The sequence below is a fragment of the Mycobacterium sp. 050128 genome (assembly GCF_036409155.1).
Classification (GTDB): domain Bacteria; phylum Actinomycetota; class Actinomycetes; order Mycobacteriales; family Mycobacteriaceae; genus Mycobacterium.
On record NZ_JAZGLW010000001.1, the window covers coordinates 2,476,214 to 2,494,452 of the forward strand.

At 67.5% G+C, this 18,239-nt stretch carries 18 protein-coding genes and 2 pseudogenes; 10 read left to right on the forward strand and 10 right to left on the reverse strand.

Going from position 1 to position 18,239, the window contains the following annotated elements; all coding sequences use genetic code 11:
* Positions 1-9: 9 nt before the first annotated feature.
* On the forward strand, positions 10-1,014 hold the full coding sequence (locus tag SKC41_RS12000; protein WP_330977833.1) for a glutathione S-transferase family protein: 1,005 nt from the start codon (positions 10-12) through the stop codon (positions 1,012-1,014).
* 3 nt (positions 1,015-1,017) lie between these two features.
* Here the strand turns inward: SKC41_RS12000 and SKC41_RS12005 are convergent, their stop codons facing one another.
* Entirely contained in the window at positions 1,018-1,506 is a 489-nt protein-coding gene (locus SKC41_RS12005) for a DUF2771 domain-containing protein (RefSeq protein ID WP_330977834.1), read from the reverse strand.
* Complete coding sequence (locus tag SKC41_RS12010) at positions 1,503-3,098, reverse strand: MFS transporter (RefSeq protein ID WP_330978853.1); 1,596 nt, start codon at positions 3,096-3,098, stop codon at positions 1,503-1,505. The genes SKC41_RS12005 and SKC41_RS12010 overlap by 4 nt, the downstream gene beginning before the upstream one ends.
* 209 nt (positions 3,099-3,307) lie before the next feature.
* Here SKC41_RS12010 and SKC41_RS12015 point away from each other — a divergent pair.
* A pseudogene (locus SKC41_RS12015) lies at positions 3,308-4,102 on the forward strand (DUF3027 domain-containing protein); the annotation flags it as partial.
* Positions 4,103-4,311: 209 nt separating this feature from the next.
* Here the strand turns inward: SKC41_RS12015 and SKC41_RS12020 are convergent.
* Positions 4,312-4,767, reverse strand: a complete 456-nt coding sequence (locus SKC41_RS12020) for an SRPBCC family protein (protein WP_330977835.1) — start codon at positions 4,765-4,767, stop codon at positions 4,312-4,314.
* A 21-nt stretch (positions 4,768-4,788) separates the two neighbouring features.
* Complete coding sequence (locus SKC41_RS12025; protein ID WP_330977836.1) at positions 4,789-5,064, reverse strand: DUF2530 domain-containing protein; 276 nt, start codon at positions 5,062-5,064, stop codon at positions 4,789-4,791.
* Positions 5,065-5,194: 130 nt separating this feature from the next.
* Between SKC41_RS12025 and SKC41_RS12030 the strand changes: the two genes are divergently transcribed.
* From SKC41_RS12030 to SKC41_RS12040, 3 genes are read left to right on the forward strand one after another with little or no spacing between them, the layout of a single operon-like run.
* Entirely contained in the window at positions 5,195-5,626 is a 432-nt protein-coding gene (locus tag SKC41_RS12030; RefSeq protein WP_090606326.1) for a MarR family transcriptional regulator, read from the forward strand.
* On the forward strand, positions 5,623-6,447 hold the full coding sequence (locus SKC41_RS12035; RefSeq protein WP_330977837.1) for a TrmH family RNA methyltransferase: 825 nt from the start codon (positions 5,623-5,625) through the stop codon (positions 6,445-6,447). Before SKC41_RS12030 ends, SKC41_RS12035 begins: the two co-directional genes overlap by 4 nt.
* The gene (locus SKC41_RS12040; RefSeq protein WP_330977838.1) at positions 6,444-6,731 is read left to right on the forward strand and encodes a DUF2537 domain-containing protein; all 288 of its coding nucleotides are present in this window, start codon (positions 6,444-6,446) and stop codon (positions 6,729-6,731) included. Before SKC41_RS12035 ends, SKC41_RS12040 begins: the two co-directional genes overlap by 4 nt.
* Here the strand turns inward: SKC41_RS12040 and sepH are convergent, their stop codons facing one another.
* Together sepH and serC are read right to left on the reverse strand one after the other, a co-directional pair.
* Positions 6,732-7,505 carry a septation protein SepH gene (gene sepH / locus SKC41_RS12045; RefSeq protein WP_330977839.1) on the reverse strand — a complete coding sequence of 258 codons (774 nt, stop codon included), beginning with the start codon at positions 7,503-7,505 and terminating at the stop codon, positions 6,732-6,734.
* A gap of 169 nt (positions 7,506-7,674) precedes the next feature.
* Positions 7,675-8,799, reverse strand: a complete 1,125-nt coding sequence (gene serC, locus SKC41_RS12050; RefSeq protein ID WP_442931593.1) for a phosphoserine transaminase — start codon at positions 8,797-8,799, stop codon at positions 7,675-7,677.
* Positions 8,800-9,026: 227 nt separating this feature from the next.
* Here serC and SKC41_RS12055 point away from each other — a divergent pair, with 227 nt between their 5' ends.
* Positions 9,027-10,052: an AurF N-oxygenase family protein gene (locus SKC41_RS12055; protein ID WP_330977841.1), complete on the forward strand. Its 1,026-nt coding sequence runs from the start codon at positions 9,027-9,029 to the stop codon at positions 10,050-10,052.
* A gap of 17 nt (positions 10,053-10,069) precedes the next feature.
* Positions 10,070-11,752, forward strand: a complete 1,683-nt coding sequence (locus SKC41_RS12060) for an FAD-dependent oxidoreductase (RefSeq protein ID WP_330977842.1) — start codon at positions 10,070-10,072, stop codon at positions 11,750-11,752.
* Here SKC41_RS12060 and SKC41_RS12065 read toward each other — a convergent pair.
* Together SKC41_RS12065 and SKC41_RS12070 are read right to left on the reverse strand one after the other, a co-directional pair.
* Positions 11,749-12,204 (reverse strand): VOC family protein, encoded by a 456-nt coding sequence (locus SKC41_RS12065; protein WP_330977843.1) that lies wholly within the window; start codon positions 12,202-12,204, stop codon positions 11,749-11,751. The two genes, SKC41_RS12060 and SKC41_RS12065, sit on opposite strands and share 4 nt — an antisense overlap.
* A 127-nt stretch (positions 12,205-12,331) precedes the next feature.
* Positions 12,332-13,453, reverse strand: a complete 1,122-nt coding sequence (locus tag SKC41_RS12070) for a citrate synthase 2 (protein WP_330977844.1) — start codon at positions 13,451-13,453, stop codon at positions 12,332-12,334.
* A gap of 71 nt (positions 13,454-13,524) precedes the next feature.
* Between SKC41_RS12070 and pdxH the strand changes: the two genes are divergently transcribed.
* Both pdxH and SKC41_RS12080 read left to right on the forward strand, forming a co-directional pair.
* Complete coding sequence (pdxH, locus tag SKC41_RS12075) at positions 13,525-14,196, forward strand: pyridoxamine 5'-phosphate oxidase (protein ID WP_330977845.1); 672 nt, start codon at positions 13,525-13,527, stop codon at positions 14,194-14,196.
* A 181-nt stretch (positions 14,197-14,377) separates the two neighbouring features.
* Entirely contained in the window at positions 14,378-15,670 is a 1,293-nt protein-coding gene (locus SKC41_RS12080; RefSeq protein ID WP_330977846.1) for a citrate synthase, read from the forward strand.
* Here the strand turns inward: SKC41_RS12080 and SKC41_RS12085 are convergent.
* Both SKC41_RS12085 and SKC41_RS12090 read right to left on the reverse strand, forming a co-directional pair.
* Entirely contained in the window at positions 15,667-17,253 is a 1,587-nt protein-coding gene (locus tag SKC41_RS12085) for a phytoene desaturase family protein (RefSeq protein WP_330977847.1), read from the reverse strand. The two genes, SKC41_RS12080 and SKC41_RS12085, sit on opposite strands and share 4 nt — an antisense overlap.
* Positions 17,254-17,255: 2 nt before the next feature.
* A complete protein-coding gene (locus SKC41_RS12090) occupies positions 17,256-17,513 on the reverse strand; it encodes a DUF2630 family protein (protein ID WP_330977848.1) in 258 nt (85 codons plus the stop codon).
* A gap of 267 nt (positions 17,514-17,780) precedes the next feature.
* On the opposite strand from SKC41_RS12090, the pseudogene arfA reads away from it, so the two are divergent.
* Positions 17,781-18,161: pseudogene (gene arfA / locus SKC41_RS12095) on the forward strand (channel-forming protein ArfA/OmpATb); the annotation flags it as partial.
* Positions 18,162-18,239: the final 78 nt, after the last annotated feature.

Genomic DNA, 18,239 nt, shown 5'->3' on the forward strand with positions numbered 1-18,239 from the left:
ATCGTCGGCATGGCCACCTACGTTGCCGGTGCAGGGGAGTTCACCCGCGACACCAACTACATCAACACTCGCATCACCGCCGACGGACGCGACGGCTATCCCGTCGAGCCTGGCCGATATCGGCTTGTCGTCGCCCGCGCCTGCCCGTGGGCGAACCGCGCGATCATCGTCCGGCGCTTGCTGGGCCTGGAAGGTGCTCTCTCCATTGGGTTTTGCGGACCCACCCACGACGAGCGCAGCTGGACATTCGACCTCGACCCGGGTGGCGTGGACCCGGTCCTGAAGATCCCGCGGCTGCAGGACGCCTACTTCAAGCGCTTCCCCGACTACCCCAAGGGGATCACCGTCCCGGCGATCGTCGACGTCGGAACGGGTGCCGTTGTCACCAACGACTTCGCGCAGATGACGCTGGACTTGTCCACCGAGTGGACCGCGTTGCACCGCGAGGGTGCGCCCGAGCTCTATCCGGAGCGGCTGCGCGCCGAGATCGACGAGGTCAGCAAGAGGATCTACACCGAGATCAACAACGGGGTATACCGGTGCGGCTTCGCCGGCTCGCAGGACGCCTACGACGCCGCCTACGACCGGCTGTTCACCGCATTGGATTGGGTGAGCGATCGCCTGGCCAATCAGCGATACCTGGTGGGAGACACCATCACCGAGGCCGACGTGCGACTGTTCACCACGCTGGCCCGCTTCGACCCGGTGTATCACGGGCACTTCAAATGCAATCGAAGCAAACTGAGCGAGATGCCGGTGTTGTGGGCCTATGCGCGCGACCTGTTCCAGACGCCCGGCTTCGGCGACACGACCGACTTCGTGCAGATCAAGCAGCACTACTACATCGTGCACGCCGACATCAACCCGACCCGTATCGTGCCGAAGGGTCCGGAACTGGCGAGCTGGCTGACCGCACACGGCCGGGAGGCATTGGGCGGCAAGCCTTTCGGCGACGGAACGCCGCCCGGGCCGCCGGTCGAGGGCGAGCGGGTGCCGGCCGGCCACGGCGCTTAGGCGTTAAGAAGTGAGCCGTACGGACCATTCCGCATGCGGGGCCTCATGCAGTTCACCCGCCTGGTCGACCACCAAGGTCAATAGCTGCACGACTATTCCGGTCAGCCGACCGCGTTGCGGGTCGACCGACGGGATCGTCACGGCCAGGCGGGTGCCGGGCCGGAACATGGTGGTCGACGTCTTCGCGGGGTCTTCGTACACCTGCAGCAGCCGCCACGGTGCGCGCGAAATCGCCTCGGGGACCGAGAGTTGCACCGGATAGCTGCCGGTGACCCGCAGCTCGCCCTGAGCCTGCGGTTGCTGGCAGTCATTGAGGTTGAGCACATTGCAGTACATGTAGGGCCCCACCCGGATCGAGTGTCCGTGTGAGTATGCGCTGATCTCCGGCCGCTGCGGGCCCGAGTCGCGCAGCAGCCACCAGGTGCCGACTCCAGCGCCCGCTGCCAACAGCGCGACCACGACCGCAAGGGCAACGGCCACACCACGTTTCACTTCGGTACCGCCGCGGTCACGTCGCTGTCGCGGGGCATGCCTTCCTGCTCGACCATCACCGGCCGGTTACCGCCCAGGCCCGGGATCAGCGAGTTGCCGCGGAAGCTGACGATGGTTTGGGCCAGACCCAGAATCAATATCGCACTGATGGCCGTGAAGCCTACCCACAGCTCGGTGTAGACCATCACGCCCACCGCGCCGCCCAGCACCCAGGCCAGCTGCAGCGTCGACTCCGAGCGCCCGAACCCCGACGCCCGGGATTCTTCGGGCAGGTCGTCTTGCAGGGATGCGTCCAGCGACGCCTTGCCGATGGCGGCAGCGGCGGAGGTGATCAGGGTAGCGATCGCGGCGGCCATCAGGCTGCCGGCCAGCGCGGCGGCCAAGGCGACCGCGCACACCGCCACCGTGCAGCGCACCACCAGCACGGCGGGCCGGCCCAGTTTCAACCGTGCGCTGGTGAAGTTGCCGGCAAAGTTTCCGAGCCCGGCCGCCGCGCCGATGATGCCCAGCATCGCGAGCTGCTCCCAGCCGTTGGCTTCGCGCGACTTCGCGACGAACGCGGGATACAGAAACAGGAAGCCGACCATCACCTTGATCGTGCAATTACCCCACAGCGAGGTAATGATGTTGCGGCCCAATGGCTGTCGCAGCGCCCCGCTGACTTCCTTGTGCCAGCTGCGGCGCAGCGGCTCGCTGTCCTGGCGATAGCTCAGGGTGGCCGGGACTTCACCCTCGGTCACCTCGACCCAACGTGGTATTCGCATTGACAGGAAGGCGCCCGCCACCGTCACCGCCACCACGACGAACAATGCTCCGGGCAGCTTGAGCAGGTTCGCACCGGCGTACTCGACGCCGCCTGCGATCGCGCCGCCGACGATGGTGCCGCCGAGCAGACCGAACATCGTCAGCCGCGCGTTGACTCGCACCAGGTCGATGGTCGGCGGCATCACCCGGGGCGTCACCGCGCTGCGCAACACACTGAACGACTTCGAGAAGACCATCATCCCCAGCGCACACGGATAGAGCACCCACGACGGGAAACTGCCGCTGGCGCCGTCGTAGTTCATGATCAGCAGCACCGCCAGCGCGGTACGCAGCCCAAAAGAGAGCGCCAGCGCGACGCGGCGGCCGTGCTGTAAGCGATCCAGCGCCGGACCGATCAGCGGTGCGATCACCGCGAACGGCGCGATCGTGATCAGCAGGTACAAAGCGACTTTCGACTTGCTCTCCCCGCTGGCCGCGGCAAAGAACAGCGTGTTCGCCAGCGCGACAGCCATCGCGGAGTCGGCCGCGGAGTTCGCGACCACCGGCCACGTCAGCGCGGTGAGGCCGGACTTGTCGGCACCGTCGGCGGTGGCCGCCCGTTGCACCATCCAATACATCCGGGAGCCCATCTCGCGGCTGCGCATGGCGGCGGCGCGGGTGACGGTGATCCGTTCACGTTCACCGGAGGACTCGCGCCGCGGGGGCGGGGTGTCGCGGTTCGGTTCTTTCTGCCGGCCCAGCGGCGGCAGGTAGCGGTTGGCACTGGGCGGCGGTGGTGGGCGGCGCGTGCGTCGATAGTCCGCGTCGTCGGTCGGGTAGTTGGCCATGCCGGGGTGCTGATTCGTCGATCCAGTGCGGGTCCGGCGGCCCGGGTTGGAGGGCGCACGGCCCGGATCGTCACGCCGCCGTCCAGACACAAATCAATTCTGTCTTATACCGGGGGCCAACCGGGCGTGGCTCGCCAACTTATACCGAGGGGCAACCGGGCAGGGCTCGTCAACCTACTATTGGAGACGCAATGCATGGAGAAGACAGTGTGACCCGACCCACCGAGGAATCCGCCGTGGCCGCCGTGGCAACCGTGGCCGACTGGCCAGAAGAGTTGGCGGCGGTGCTCACGCGTGCGGTCGACCAGGCTAGGGCCGCTGTCGAGGAGTTCAGCGGACCCGACACGGTCGGCGACTACCTGGGCGTCAGCTACGAGGACCCGAGCGCCGCCACGCACCGGTTCTTGGCCCGCCTGCCCGGTTACACCGGGTGGCAGTGGGCCGCCGTCGTCGCTGCCTACCCCGGCGCCGACCGGGCCACGATCAGTGAGGTCGTGCTGGTTCCCGGGCCGACGTCGCTGCTGGCGCCCGATTGGGTGCCTTGGGACCAGCGGGTACGCCAGGGGGATCTGAGCCCCGGCGATCTGCTGCCGCCGGCGGCGAACGACGAGCGACTGGTTCCCGGCTTCATGTCCAGCGGTGACCCTCAGGTCGACGAGACCGCCGCCGAAGTCGGGCTGGGCCGTCGTTGGGTGATGAGTCTGTGGGGCCGGGCCGACGCCGCCGAGCGCTGGCACAACGGCGACTACGGCCCCGACTCGACGATGGCGCGGTCCACCAAGCGGGTGTGCCGCGACTGCGGCTTCTTCCTGCCGCTGGCGGGATCGCTGGGCGCGATGTTCGGCGTGTGCGGCAACGAGCTGTCCGCCGACGGGCACATCGTCGACAAGCAGTTTGGCTGCGGCGCGCATTCGGACACACCGGCACCGGCGGGCAGCGGGTCGCCGGCGTACGAGCCCTACGACGACGGCGTCCTGGACGTCATGGAGCCTCCGGACGATCCGCCCGAGGCGCCGGCAGCGGCGTCCGGGCCGTCCGACGAATCGCCCGAGGTGTCGGCGGAGTTACCGGAGGAGCCCACCGCGGCGCCCGAGGCCGTGGCCGAAACGCCGGAGGCTGTGGTTGAAGCGGCCGAAGCATCGGGGTCGCCGGAAGCCTCCGAAACGGTCGAGTCACCGGATGCCGCTGCGGAATCCGCGACGGATTCGCCCGACTAGCTTTTCTCGGCCGCGGCCTTGATTCTGGCCAGCGAGGCGTTCATACCCTCGACCAATTCGCATTCGAAGTTCGCCGTCCCACCCAGGAACGCGTTGATCGACAAGCTCGCATACGCGCTGAGGCCGTTTTCGGCGTGCCGACTCTCGACTACCCGGGTGCCTTCGCCGTTGGGCTCGAGCTCATAGCTCCAGATCGTCCGGTTGGTGTCGACCCGAAACGCCAGCTTCTTCTCCGGAATGACCTCGACGACCGTGGCCGTGGTGGGCCAGAGCAGGCCCAAGCGCCGGTTGAGGTTCAGCGTGCGGGTGCCCGGACGCAGCGGTCCGAACGACTTCATCCAGCGACACTGCGGACTCCACTCCGGCATGCGGCGGAAGTCGGAGATCAAGGCCCAGACTTTCGAGGCCGGCGCGTCGATGTCGATCTGCGCCTGCAGTAGCGGGGCTACCATCGGGCTTCCTTCCGGCTGAAGCTATTTAGGGTCGAGAAAGGTCTCCAGACCGGTCTGCGCGCCTCGCATGCCGCGACGGGCCCCGGCGAGCTGCAGCACGAAGATCGACGTGCCCACCACGCCGGTTCCCAGCCCGGCCAGGGCCACCGAGCGCCAACTCTCCAGAGAGGGAACGAGAAACGCGGCGGCCACGGCGATCAGCCAGCCCGCGCCGCCGATCGTGATGAACGGCCACACGCGCAGCAGCGCGGGTGGCAGCGGTGGCGGCTCGGGAGCCTGGCCGGGTTGGGCGCTCATCGCGATCAATCTAACCCGCAGCCGAGGCCACCGCGGCGCGGGCTTCGGTCGCTGTCCCAGCGAATGCGTCCTCGCCCATCGTTCGACGTTTCTCGGCCCGAATTCTCGACTTCCGATGTAACCTCGCGCCATGCCTGACAGCGATGCGCGGCTGGCGGCCGACCTGTCGTTGGCGGTGATGCGGTTGGCGCGCCAACTGCGGTTCCGGAATCCGTCCGCTCCGGTGTCGCTTTCTCAGCTGTCGGCATTGACGACCCTGGCCAACGAGGGCGCGATGACGCCCGGCGCCTTGGCGATTCGCGAACGCGTCCGGCCCCCGTCGATGACCCGGGTGATCGCGTCCCTGGCCGACGAGGGCTTCGTGGACCGCACCCCACACCCCGTCGACGGGCGGCAGGTCCTGGTCTCGGTCTCCGAGTCCGGCGCCGAATTGGTCAAAGCGGCCCGTCGCGCCCGCCAGGAGTGGCTGGCCGAGCAGCTTGCGACGATGGACAGCGACAAACGCGCCACCCTGCGCGAGGCGGCCGACCTGATGTTGGCGCTCGTCGACGAAAGCCCGTGAGCTCGCGCCTCGATGTCCAGGACGTCGACGATCCCGACGACCCACGGCTCGACGATTTCCGCGACCTCAACAGCATCGACCGGCGACCAGACCTGCCCACCGGCAAAGGTCTGGTGATCGCCGAGGGAGTGTTGGTCGTGCAACGCATGCTGGCGTCTCGGTTCACCCCGCACGCGCTGCTGGGTACCGAGCGCCGGCTTGACGAGCTCAAAGGCGACCTGCCCGGAGCCGGGGCGCCCTTTTACCGCGCGTCCGCGGAGGTCATGGCGCAGGTGGTCGGGTTCCACCTCAACCGCGGTGTGCTGGCCGTCGCGCGACGCGTGCCCGAGCCGAGCGTTGCGCAGCTGATCGAGAGTGCGCGGACGATCGCCGTACTCGAAGGCGTCAACGATCACGAGAACCTGGGTTCCATCTTCCGCAACGCGGCCGGGCTGGGAGTGGACGCGGTCGTGTTCGGCAGCGGCTGCGCCGACCCGCTCTACCGCCGCGCCGTCCGGGTGTCGATGGGACATGCGCTGCTGGTGCCGTATGCCCGCTCGGCGAATTGGCCCGCCGATCTCGGCGTGCTGAAGGACACCGGCTTCCGGCTGCTGGCGATGACCCCGGACGCCCGGGCGTGCACGCTGGCCGACGCGATGGCGGCCGCCCGCGACGACCGGATCGCGGTGCTGGTCGGCGCCGAAGGCCCGGGCCTGGCCCCGGCCACGCTGCGGATCAGCGACGTGCTGGTACGCATCCCGATGTCGCGCGGCACCGACTCGCTCAACGTGGCGACCGCGGCGGCGTTGGCGTTCTACGAGCGGGTTAGGCTCGGCGCGTGAGCGACAGACTCGGCCAGCCCGCCCAGTCTGTGCCCTGGGCAACGGGTTTGACGGTCGCGGCGTTTGTCGCCGCGGTGACCGGCGCCGCGATTGTGGTGCTCAGTCTCGGGCTGGTCCGGGTGCATCCGCTGCTGGCCGTCGGGCTCAACGTGGTGGCCGCCGGAGGCCTGGCGCCGACGCTGTGGGGGTGGCGGCGCACGCCGGTGTTGCGCTGGTTTGTGCTGGGCGCGGCAGTGGGCGTGACGATCGCGTGGCTGGCGCTGCTCGCGCTCACGCTGTCGTAGCTAGCGCTGTCCGCCCGAGCGCACGCCGAGCAGCACGTCTTCCCACGCCGGAATGACCGGCTTGCCCCGGCGGCTGTGCACCGGCGGATCCGGGGCGGGAGCGGGTGCGCGCGGCTCCGTGGTCGCCGGCGGAGCCGGCTCTTCGAATTCGACATGGGCCACCCGCGCCAGCGGGCGCAGCGGACGCTCGAAATCCGGGTCGATCAGCTCACTGGCCGCGTCGTCGACCGGGCTGACGGTGCCGCCGTGGGCGCCGGGAATGAAGAAGAAATGCGCCAGGTTGTCGGAGCGACCGACCTTCCATGCCAGCTGCACGGTCCAGCGGTTGTCCTCGTTGCGCCAGGCGTCCCAACTGAGTCCGCTGGGGTCCAGGCCGCGGGTGACCATCGCGGCGGTGACGGTCTCCAGCAGGGTCATTACCGCGGGGCCATCGGCCAGCATCGGATGCGCGGCGGTTGCCAGCTCGGCGGCGCGGTAGCGCTCCAGCAACACCGGGTGGGCGAACCGGCGAACCCGGGAGATGTCTGAACCCGACGCCGCGGCCACCTGCTCGACGGAGGCACCGGCGCGGATCTTGGCCTGAATCTCCTTGGGGCTCAGCATGTTGGTGACTTCCATGTCGAGGTGGGGTTGCTCCGGCGCCGCCGTTTTCTCGCGCAGCAGGTCACGCAGTCGATCGTCGGCCGCCAGCTTGAAGCGCTCCTCAAGGCCATCACTTTCGCAGATGATGTATTTGCTGTCGGCGTCGAGCCCAACCATTTTGAGTTCCCGCATGGCTTCTCCTCGCAGGCTTTGTGCAGGTCAGCTTCAATTTCTCCGGACCCATCACTGTGCCGCACTCTAGTCCAGCTAACGCCCACAACCTGTGCTGACACGCTGGGCGGTTTGCGCGCCGATGGCCGGACGGGCGGAATGGAATCGTCCGCCTCGCCCCCTCGCCGGACTAAAGCCGTTCGACGACCCAGTCGACGCACTGCGTCAGCGCGCTGACGTCATCGGGATCGACCGCGGGGAACATCGCGATCCGGAGCTGGTTGCGGCCGAGCTTGCGGTACGGCTCGGTGTCGACGATCCCGTTCGCCCGCAAAATCTTGGCGACCGCCGCGGCGTCGACGTCGTCGACGAAGTCGATCGTGCCCACCACCTGGGAGCGCAGCGCCGGGTCGGTGACGAACGGCGTGGTGTACGGCCGCTCCTGCGCCCACGAGTACAACCGCTGCGACGAGTCCGCCGTGCGCTTGACCGCCCAGTCGAGTCCGCCGTTGCCCAGCATCCAGTCCAGCTGTTCGGCCATCAGGGCGAGCGTGCCGATCGCCGGGGTGTTGTACGTCTGATCCTTCAGGCTGTTCTCGATTGCGATCGGCAGCGACAGGAAGTCGGGAACCCAGCGACCGGCCGCGGCGATGGCGTCGACCCGGGCCAGCGCGGCCGGGCTCATGACAGCCAGCCACAGTCCGCCGTCGCTGGCGAAGTTCTTCTGCGGCGAGAAGTAATAAGCATCGGTGTCGGTGATGTCGACCGGGAGGCCGCCGGCCCCGGACGTCGCATCGATCGCGACGAGTGCGTCACCCGATCCGGCCGGACGCTTGATCGGGACCGCGACGCCGGTCGACGTCTCGTTGTGCGCCCACGCGATCAGGTCAACCGACGGGTCGGTTTGCGGCTCGGGTGCGCTGCCGGCGTCGGCCTTGATGACAATCGGATCCTCGACGAACGGGTTCTTGGCGACGCAGGAGGCGAACTTCGAGCTGAATTCGCCGTAGGTCAGGTGCAGCGAGCGCTTGTCGATCAGTCCGAATGCGGCCGAATCCCAGAACGCGGTCGCGCCACCGTTGCCCAAGATGACCTCGTACCCGTCGGGCACGGAAAACAGCTCCGACACCCCCTTGCGCACCCGGCCCACCAGATTCTTGACCGGTGCCTGTCGGTGCGAGGTGCCGAACAACGCGGCCGCGGTGGTGGTCAGCGCCTGTAATTGTTCGGGTCGCACCTTGGAGGGGCCGCAGCCGAAGCGGCCGTCGCGGGGTTTGAGGTCAGCGGGGATCTGGAGCTGGTCAGCCATGCTCATCAGGGTAGTGAGCCGACCCGCGACGGTGCCGGGGCGGGCTGTTTGTTCTGCTGCGCCGATGGCTACACGCCGAGGACAAGGCCGGTAGGTGTGAGCCATGCCACACCAAGTCGGTGACCACCGGTCAGGCAACAGAGGTTATCGGGGCTCTAGTCAGTTCCCGGTACCTGCGGTACTGTTTAGACATACGACGTCCAAATGTAAACCTCGTTGGGGAGGGCTTGGATATGGCTAGGACACGAATGGTCCGGCGTTGGCGCAAGAAGATGGAAGTGCGCGACGACGCTGAGTACGTCAAGATGCTCGCCACACTGTCTGAGGGGTCGGTGCGGCGAAACTTCAACCCGTACACCGACATCGATTGGGAGTCACCCGAGTTCGCCGTCACCGAGAACGACCCGCGGTGGATTCTGCCGGCGACCGACCCGTTGGGGCGCCACCCCTGGTATCAGGCTCAGCCGCAAGAGCGCCAGATCAAGATCGGCATGTGGCGCCAGGCGAACGTGGCCAAGGTGGGTCTGCACTTCGAGTCGATCCTGATCCGCGGCCTGATGAACTACACGTTCTGGGTGCCGAATGGATCCCCGGAATACCGGTACTGCCTGCACGAATCGGTTGAAGAGTGCAACCACACCATGATGTTCCAGGAGATGGTCAACCGCATCGGCGCCGACGTCCCGGGTATGCCGCGGATGCTGAAGTGGCTCTCGCCGTTGGTTCCGCTGGTGGCTGGGCCGCTGCCGGTGGCGTTCTTCATCGGTGTGCTGGCCGGCGAGGAGCCCATCGATCACACGCAGAAAAACGTTCTGCGCGAAGGCAAGTCGCTGCATCCGATCATGGAACGGGTGATGGCGATTCACGTGGCCGAGGAAGCACGGCACATTTCGTTCGCGCACGAATTCCTGCGGAAGCGGTTGCCCGAGTTGACCAAGCGGCAGCGGTTCTGGACGGCGCTGTACCTGCCGTTGACCATGAAGATGTTGTGCCGGGCAATTGTGGTGCCGCCCAAGTCTTTCTGGCGCGAGTTCGACATTCCGCGCGAGGTCAAAAAGGAACTGTTCTTCCGGTCGCCGGAATCGCGTAAGTGGCTGTCCGACATGTTCGGTGATGTGCGCATGCTGGCCTACGACACCGGGCTGATGGAGAACCGGTCCGCACGGCTGATGTGGCGGATCTGCAAGATCAACGGCAAGCCGTCGCGCTACCGCAGCGAGCCGCAGCGTCAGCACCTGTCTGCTGTCCCGGCCGCGTAACCACCGCGAGTTCCTTTATGCCGCACGTTATTACCCAGTCGTGCTGTAACGACGGGTCCTGTGTCTTCGCCTGCCCGGTGAACTGCATCCACCCGTCACCGGATGAGCCGGGATTCGCGACGACGGAGATGCTCTACATCGATCCGGACGCCTGCGTGGACTGTGGCGCGTGTGTGAGTGCCTGTCCGGTGGGCGCGATTGCGCCCGACAACCGGCTGGAAGGCAAGCAACTGCCTTTCGTCGAGATCAACGCGTCGTTCTACCCGAAGCGACCGGCCGACGTGAAGCTGCCGCCGACGTCGAAGCTGGCGCCGGTGATCCCGGCCGCGCAGGTGCGTGCCCGCCGCCGGCCGCTGACCGTGGCGATCGTCGGGTCCGGCCCGGCGGCGATGTATGCCGCCGACGAGCTGCTCACCCAGCACGGCGTGCGGGTCAACGTCTTCGAAAAGCTGCCCACGCCTTACGGTTTGGTGCGCGCCGGGGTCGCCCCCGATCACCAGAACACCAAGAAGGTGACCGCGCTCTTCGACCGGGTCTCCCGGCATCGCCACTTCCGGTTTTATCTCAACGTCGAGGTGGGCAAGCACCTGAGCCACGCCGAGCTGCTGGCGCACCATCACGCCGTGCTCTACGCGGTCGGTGCGCCCGACGACCGACGACTCGACATCGACGGCATGGGCCTGCCCGGCACCGGCACCGCCACCGAGCTCGTCGCGTGGATCAACGGTCATCCCGACTCCGTCGATCTGCCGGTCGATCTCAGCCACGAACGCGTGGTGATCGTCGGCAACGGCAACGTCGCTCTCGACGTTGCCCGCATCCTCACGAGCGACCCGGACGAGTTGGCCCGCACCGACATCTCCGACCGTGCACTCGAGGTGCTTCGCCATTCGGCGGTCCGCGAGGTCGTCATCGCCGCCCGGCGCGGTCCCGCCCACTCGGCGTTCACCCTGCCCGAATTGATCGGCCTGACCGGCGCATCCGACGTGGTGCTCGATGCCGGCGACCACGACCTGGTGGAGCGCGATCTCGCCACCACCTCGGACACGTTGACCCGCAACAAGCTCGAGATCCTGAGCAAGCTCGGCGACGCGTCGATTCCGGGCACCCGCGGGCGCATCCGGCTGGCCTATCAGCTCACGCCCACCCGCGTCCTGGGTGAGCAGCGCGCCACCGGCGTGGAGTTCTCGATCACCGGCACCCAAGACACGCACCGGATCGATGCGGGCCTGGTGCTGACGTCGATTGGCTACCGCGGCAAGCTGATTCGCGATCTTCCGTTCGACGAGTCGACGTCGGTTGTTCCGAACGACGGCGGTCGTGTCGTCGACCCCGCCTCCGGTCGGGCGGTGACCGGGGCCTACGTAGCCGGGTGGATCAAGCGAGGGCCGACGGGATTCATCGGCACCAACAAGTCGTGCTCGTTCCAGACCGTCCAGTCGCTGGTGGCCGATTACAACGCAGGCACGCTGAACGACCCGGTGACCAAACCCGACGGCCTGGACCGGCTCGTGCACGCTCGTCAGCCCGGCGTCGTCGACTCCGCGGGATGGGCCGCCATCGATGCCGCCGAGATCGCCCGTGGCATCGACGACGGCCGCCCGCGTAACAAGTTCACCGATGTCGCCGACATGCTGGCTGTCGCGGCGACGGCGCCACCGGCGCCGAAACGCCGGCTGCTGGCGCGGCTGCTCGGTTAGCCTGCCTGCCCCGACATCGCCGCTTCGATCTCCTCCATGCTGACCTCGCGCACCGGCTGGCCCAGCGACCAGCGGTGACCGAACGGGTCTTCGACCACGCCATAGCGGTCGCCCCAGAACTGGTCCGCCAACGGGGCCACCACGGTTGCTCCCGCGTCGACTGCCTGCTTGAACTTCGCGTCGACATCGGTGACCGTCTGGTGGATTGTCACCGGCGTGCCGCCCAGCGACTTCGGTGTCATCGACTTACCGCCACAGGTCTCCGGGAAGTCGTCGTTGAGCATCACGGTGAATCCGTTGATGCGCAGCGCGGCGTGGATCAACCGGCCGTCGGGGCCGGGCACGCGCCCCAGCTCCTCGGCGCCGAAGGCCTTGACGTAGAAGTCGATTGCGGCCGCGGCATCGTCAACGACGAGGTGCGGGGACAGGGCGGGTTCGATGGTGATGGGCATTGTGATCTCCTTGCTGTCGTGTCGCGCGCCGGCCCCGGCTGGGGACTGGCTCACGGATATTGACTGCGCCCGCGATACAAACTCATCGCGGCGAGACCCATTCAAACGCCGGGCACCGACAAGTGGGTTAAGCGTGGATGAGAACCCGGTCCCAGCCCTCGACGGCCTCCGGGCTGCGCGGGCCCGGGCCCACGTAGATGGCCGATGGGCGCACCAGCTTGCCGAGCCGCTTCTGCTCGAGAATGTGCGCGCACCAGCCCGCGGTGCGCCCGCAGGTGAACATCGCCGGCATCATGTTGGCCGGCACCTCGGCGAAGTCCAGGATGACCGCGGCCCAGAACTCGACGTTGGTCTCGATCGCCCGGTCCGGACGCCGCTCGCGCAGCTCGGCCAGGGCCGCCTGCTCCAGCGCGACCGCGACCTCATGGCGCGGCGCTTTGAGTCGCTCGGCGGTGGCGCGCAGTACTCGCGCCCGGGGGTCTTCCGCGCGGTAAACGCGGTGCCCGAATCCCATCAGCTTGTCGCCGCTGTCCAGGATCTTCTTGACCAGACCTCGCGCGTCACCGGTGCGCTCGACCTCTTCGATCATCGGCAACACCCGCGCCGGCGCGCCACCGTGCAGCGGACCGCTCATCGCCCCGATCGCCCCCGACAACGCGGCGGCGACGTCGGCGCCGGTGGACGCGATCACCCGCGCGGTGAACGTCGAGGCGTTCATGCCGTGCTCGGCAGCCGACACCCAATACGCGTCGATGGCCTCGACGTGCCGCGGGTCGGGCTCACCCTGCCAGCGGGTCATGAAACGTGCTGTGACGGTTGGGCATTCATCGATCACCCGCTGCGGCACCGCCGGCTGGTAGATTCCTCGCGCGGACTGCGCGACATAGGACAGTGCCATTACCGACGCCCGGGCCAGCTGGTCGCGGGCGAGGCTCTCATCGGTGTCGAGCAGCGGCTTGTAGCCCCAGATCGGTGCCAGCATCGCCAGCCCCGCCTGAACGTCGACGCGCACATCGCCGGTGTGGATCGGCAACGGGAACGGCTCGGCGGGCGGCAAACCGTGGCCGAACCTACCGTCGACCAGAAGAGCCCAGACATCGCCGAAAGTCACCTGCTGATTCACCAGATCTTGGATGTTGACGCCGCGGTAGCGCAGCGCGCCGCCGTCTTTATCCGGTTCGGCGATCTCGGTGGTGAAGGCCACGACGCCCTCGAGACCGGGGACAAAATTTTCCGGGACAACAGACATAGGAAAATTCTTGCACCTCGGCTTCTTGCCGACGCTACCGGCCGGTAGCTACCGCCGGTAGCGTTGGTCCGATGGCCGGACCAGACCCCTTGACGGACCGAGATCACCTGCAACGGATGCGCGTGGAATACGGGTCGGCGGAGCGCGACGGCAGCTCCGATCTCGACGCCTCCTGGCTCGACGAGGGATGGGTTGCGCTGCTGCGGGCGTGGATTGAAGACGCCGAACGTTTCGGGGTCTCCGAGCCCAACGCGCTGGTGCTGGCGACGGTCGCGGACGGCAAGCCGATGAGCCGCACGGTGCTGTGCAAGAGCGTCGATGAGACCGGCATCACCTTCTTCACCAACTACGACTCGGCCAAGGGCGTCGAGCTGGCCGAGACGCCGTACGCGTCGGCGACCTTTCCCTGGTACCTGCTGGGGCGCCAGGTGCACGTCCGCGGCGCGGTGACCAAGGTCGACCCGCAGAACACCGCGGACTACTGGTCCAAGCGGCCGCGCGGCTCACAGCTGGGCGCGTGGGCCTCGCATCAGTCGCAGCCGATTGCATCCCGGGCGGCGCTGCTCGATCAGCTCGCCGAAGTGACCGCCCGGTTCGCCGATTCCGAGAGCGTCCCGGTGCCGCCGAACTGGGGTGGGTACCTGATCGCGCCCGAGGCGGTGGAGTTCTGGCAGGGCCGGGAAAACCGGCTGCATAACCGCATTCGGGTCGCCGGCGGCCGCGTGGAACGCCTGCAGCCCTGATCACATGCGAAGCTCATCTGTGAGGCCTAACACCGCACGATAAGGCGCGGTTCACCTCAAGGAAAGCGGTGCGGTCAGCAGACCCGACCCCGGGCAGGCGCATCGCCGCGAGAACGACTACCTTCAGCTGTACGCACCTAGTCAGGCGCAGCCATACCAGCCAGAGCGCAAAGGGGTTCTCGTGGCCGACACCGACGACACCGCAAATCTGAAGTACCCAGGCGGTGAGATCGACCTGCAGATCGTCAAAGCCACCGAAGGCGCCGACGGTATTGCTCTTGGTCCGCTGTTGTCCAAGACCGGCTACACGACGTTCGACAACGGCTTCGTCAACACGTCCGCGTGCAAGAGCTCGATCACGTACATCGACGGTGACGCCGGCATCCTGCGTTACCGCGGTTACCCGATCGATCAGCTCGCCGAGAAGTCGACCTTCCTCGAGGTCTCCTACTTGCTGATCTACGGCGAGTTGCCCACCACCGACCAGCTGGCCGACTTCACCAAGCGAATCCAGCTGCACACGATGCTGCACGAGGACCTCAAGCGGTTCTTCGACGGCTTCCCGCGCAACGCGCACCCGATGCCGGTGTTGTCCAGCGCCGTCAACGCGCTGTCGGCGTACTACCCCGATTCGCTGGACCCGATGGACACCGAGGACGTCGAGCTGTCGACGATCCGGTTGCTGGCCAAGCTGCCGACGATCGCCGCCTACGCCTACAAGAAGTCGGTCGGCCAGCCGTTCCTCTACCCGGACAACTCGATGTCGCTGGTGGAGAACTTCCTGCGGATGACGTTCGGGCTGCCCGCCGAGCCGTACCAGGCCGACCCCGAGGTGGTTCGGGCGCTGGACATGCTGCTGATCCTGCACGCCGACCACGAGCAGAACTGCTCGACGTCGACGGTTCGGCTGGTGGGGTCCTCGCAGGCCAACCTGTTCACCTCGATCTCGGGCGGCATCAACGCGCTGTGGGGGCCGCTGCACGGCGGCGCCAACCAGGCCGTGCTCGAGATGCTTCAGCAGATCCGCGAAAGCGGGGACGACGTCAGTGAGTTCGTCCGCAAGGTGAAGAACCGCGAAGAGGGCGTCAAGCTGATGGGCTTCGGCCACCGGGTCTACAAGAACTACGACCCGCGGGCCCGAATCGTCAAGGAGCAGGCCGACAAGATCCTGGCCAAGCTGGGCGGCGACCCGTTGCTGGATATCGCCAAGCAGCTCGAAGAGGCCGCGCTGACCGACGACTACTTCATCGAGCGCAAGCTGTACCCGAACGTCGACTTCTACACCGGGCTGATCTACCGGGCACTCGGCTTCCCCGTCCGGATGTTCACCGTGCTGTTCGCGCTGGGCCGGCTGCCGGGCTGGATCGCGCACTGGCGTGAGATGCACGACGAGGGTGACAGCAAGATCGGCCGTCCGCGCCAGATCTACACCGGCTACACCGAGCGCGACTACGCCCCCATCGACGGGCGCTAGGTGACCGGGCAGGCCCCGGCGAACACTGCTTGAAGTACCGCCATCGCGGCGTTGTGCCCGCCGATGCCGGACACTGCGCCACCGCGGCGAGCACCGGAGCCGCACACCATGATTCGTTCGTGGGCGGTGGCCACACCCCATTGACGGGCCGGGCTGTCGAGCGCCTCGTCGTCGTCCGCGAACGGCCAGGACAGGGCGCCGTGAAAGATGTTGCCCGCCGTCATCGCCAGCGTGTGCTGCAGATCCAGCGTGGTCGTCGTCTCGATGCAGGGCCGGCCCTGCGCGTCGCTCATCAGCACGTCCTGGATCGGTTCGGCCAGAACGGAATTCAGCGACGCCAGCACCGACTCCGTCAGCTGGTCGCGCGAGACGGTGTCCATCAACGGGTGCGGTGTGTGCAAGCCGAATACGGTCATCGTCTGCGCCCCCGACTCGCGCAGCCCGGCCGGCAGGATGCTCGGGTCGGTCAGCGAATGGCAATACGCCTCACACGGCAACGGATCCGGTAGCCTGCCGGCGGCCGCGCGTGCGTAGGCCGTATCCAGTTGGCTCCACGTCTCGTTGACGTGAAACGTGCCGGCGAACGCCTGTTCGGGGGTGACGCTGTCGTCGCGCAATCGGGGCAGCCGCGCCAGCACCATGTTCACCTTCACCTGCGACCCCGGCGCCATCGGTGCCGGCGGCTCACCGAGCAGCTCGGCCAGCACCGTCGGGGTGACGCCGGCCAGAATGAACCGGCCTCGAACCTGACGCTCTTCGCCGTCCTGGTAATAGCGGACCTGGCCGTCCGGCTCCACACCGTAAACCTCTGCGCCGGTAACTATTTCGGCCCCATGACGGACAGCGGCGGCAGCCAGGGCAGCCGTCAGCGCGCCCATCCCGCCGATCGGGACGTCCCAGTCCCCGCCGAGCACGTGATACAGAAAGCAGATGTTCTGGCGCAGCGACGGATCGTCGAGACGCGCGAACGTGCCGATCAACGCGTCGGTGGCGATCACGCCGCGGACCAGGTCGTCGCGCACCGCGTCGGCGATCGCGCGTCCGATCGGCTCTTCGACGATCGACCGCCATGCCGCGTCGGCAGCCGGATCGCCGCGGTCGCAGACGAGGCCGCGGGCCTGCTCGCGGGTGCGCAGCGGCTCGGTCAGCGTCGGCCACAGCGGCTCGGTCACCAGGCAGGCGCGCCGGTAGAAATCGGCGAAACCGTGCTCGTCGTCGGCGGCGCCGACCGCGCGGAACGACTCCTGGGACCCGACCAGCAGCCCGCGACGCCCGCCCGTCGCGGGCTGGGGTGTGTAGGACGAAAATTGCCGCCGGGCCAGCCGTACTTCGGCGCCCAGGTCGGCGACAATGCGCGGTGGCAACAGGCTGACCAGGTACGAGTACCGCGACACCCGGACCTCGACGCCGTCGAAGGCCTGCGCCGACACCGCGGCCCCGCCGATGTGCCCCAACCGCTCCAGCAACCGCACCCGCAGACCGGCTCGGGCCAGGTAGCCGGCTGCCACCAGGCCGTTGTGGCCCCCGCCCACGACGACTACGTCGGAATCCGGGTCGCAATCCGGCGCGCCACCGAGGGACATGGCTAGCCCAGGTAGCCCTCGACCTGGTCGCCGGGGCGCACCGCGGCCTCACGCGGATCACCACCGGTTTCGCGCAGCGCGCGCCGCTGACGTAGCAGATCCCAGCACTGGTCGAGTTCGACCTCGACCCGCCGGAGCCGTTCATGCTCCTCGGACTCGCTGATGTCGCGGTGCTGCACTTGTGCCCTCAGGCTTTTCTCCTCCGCGACCAGGTTGCGGATGTGCGCCAGGGTTTCGCTGTCGGTCGGTTTACTGCCCATTGCTCTAGTGTGCCCGACGCATCGGGTGACAACGGGCGCGGTCGGTAGGCTGCATTATCGCCCGCGGGACGGACGCGTCAGGGTGCCGGAATCGAGGAGGGGGCGGTCGTGGGCCCAGGGGCGCGTTGCGGCGGGCCGCCCGACGCGTCGCGCCGGACCCCGATCTCCTACCGGCGTTCGCTGGGCTGGCTGATCGGTTTGGTGGTTATTCCCTTGCTGATAGCCGCAATCGGCTACGCCCCGTCACCGGCCGCCCATGCGCCCCCGGTGGCCGCGTCGTCAGACAAGCCCGGCAAGCCGCCGTTGTCGCTGGCGCCGCTCTCAATTGCCCGCAACGGCAACGACATAACCCTCACCGGCGAATTCCCCGACGATTACGCGAAAGCCGTGCTGACGAAGGCGCTGAAAGGTGCATTGCCCGCCGGCGTCAACATCATCGACCGAATCCAAATCAACCCGAATGTCGACACGCTCGATTTCTCCAATGCCGGGCCGATTTTCAAGAACAGCGCGTCGATTACCGACTTCGGTCTCACCGTCAACGGGGACATGATCACCTTGACCGGAACCGCGGCGTCGCAAGACCAGAAGACGACGATTGACACGCAGGCCGCCCGCACGTGGTCAAATCTGACGGTCGTCGACCAGCTTGCCGTTGACGGCTCGCCGATGGTCGTGCCACGAGTCGCCGGGTCGAAATCGTGGGGTGGTCAGGCAGGACCCCGG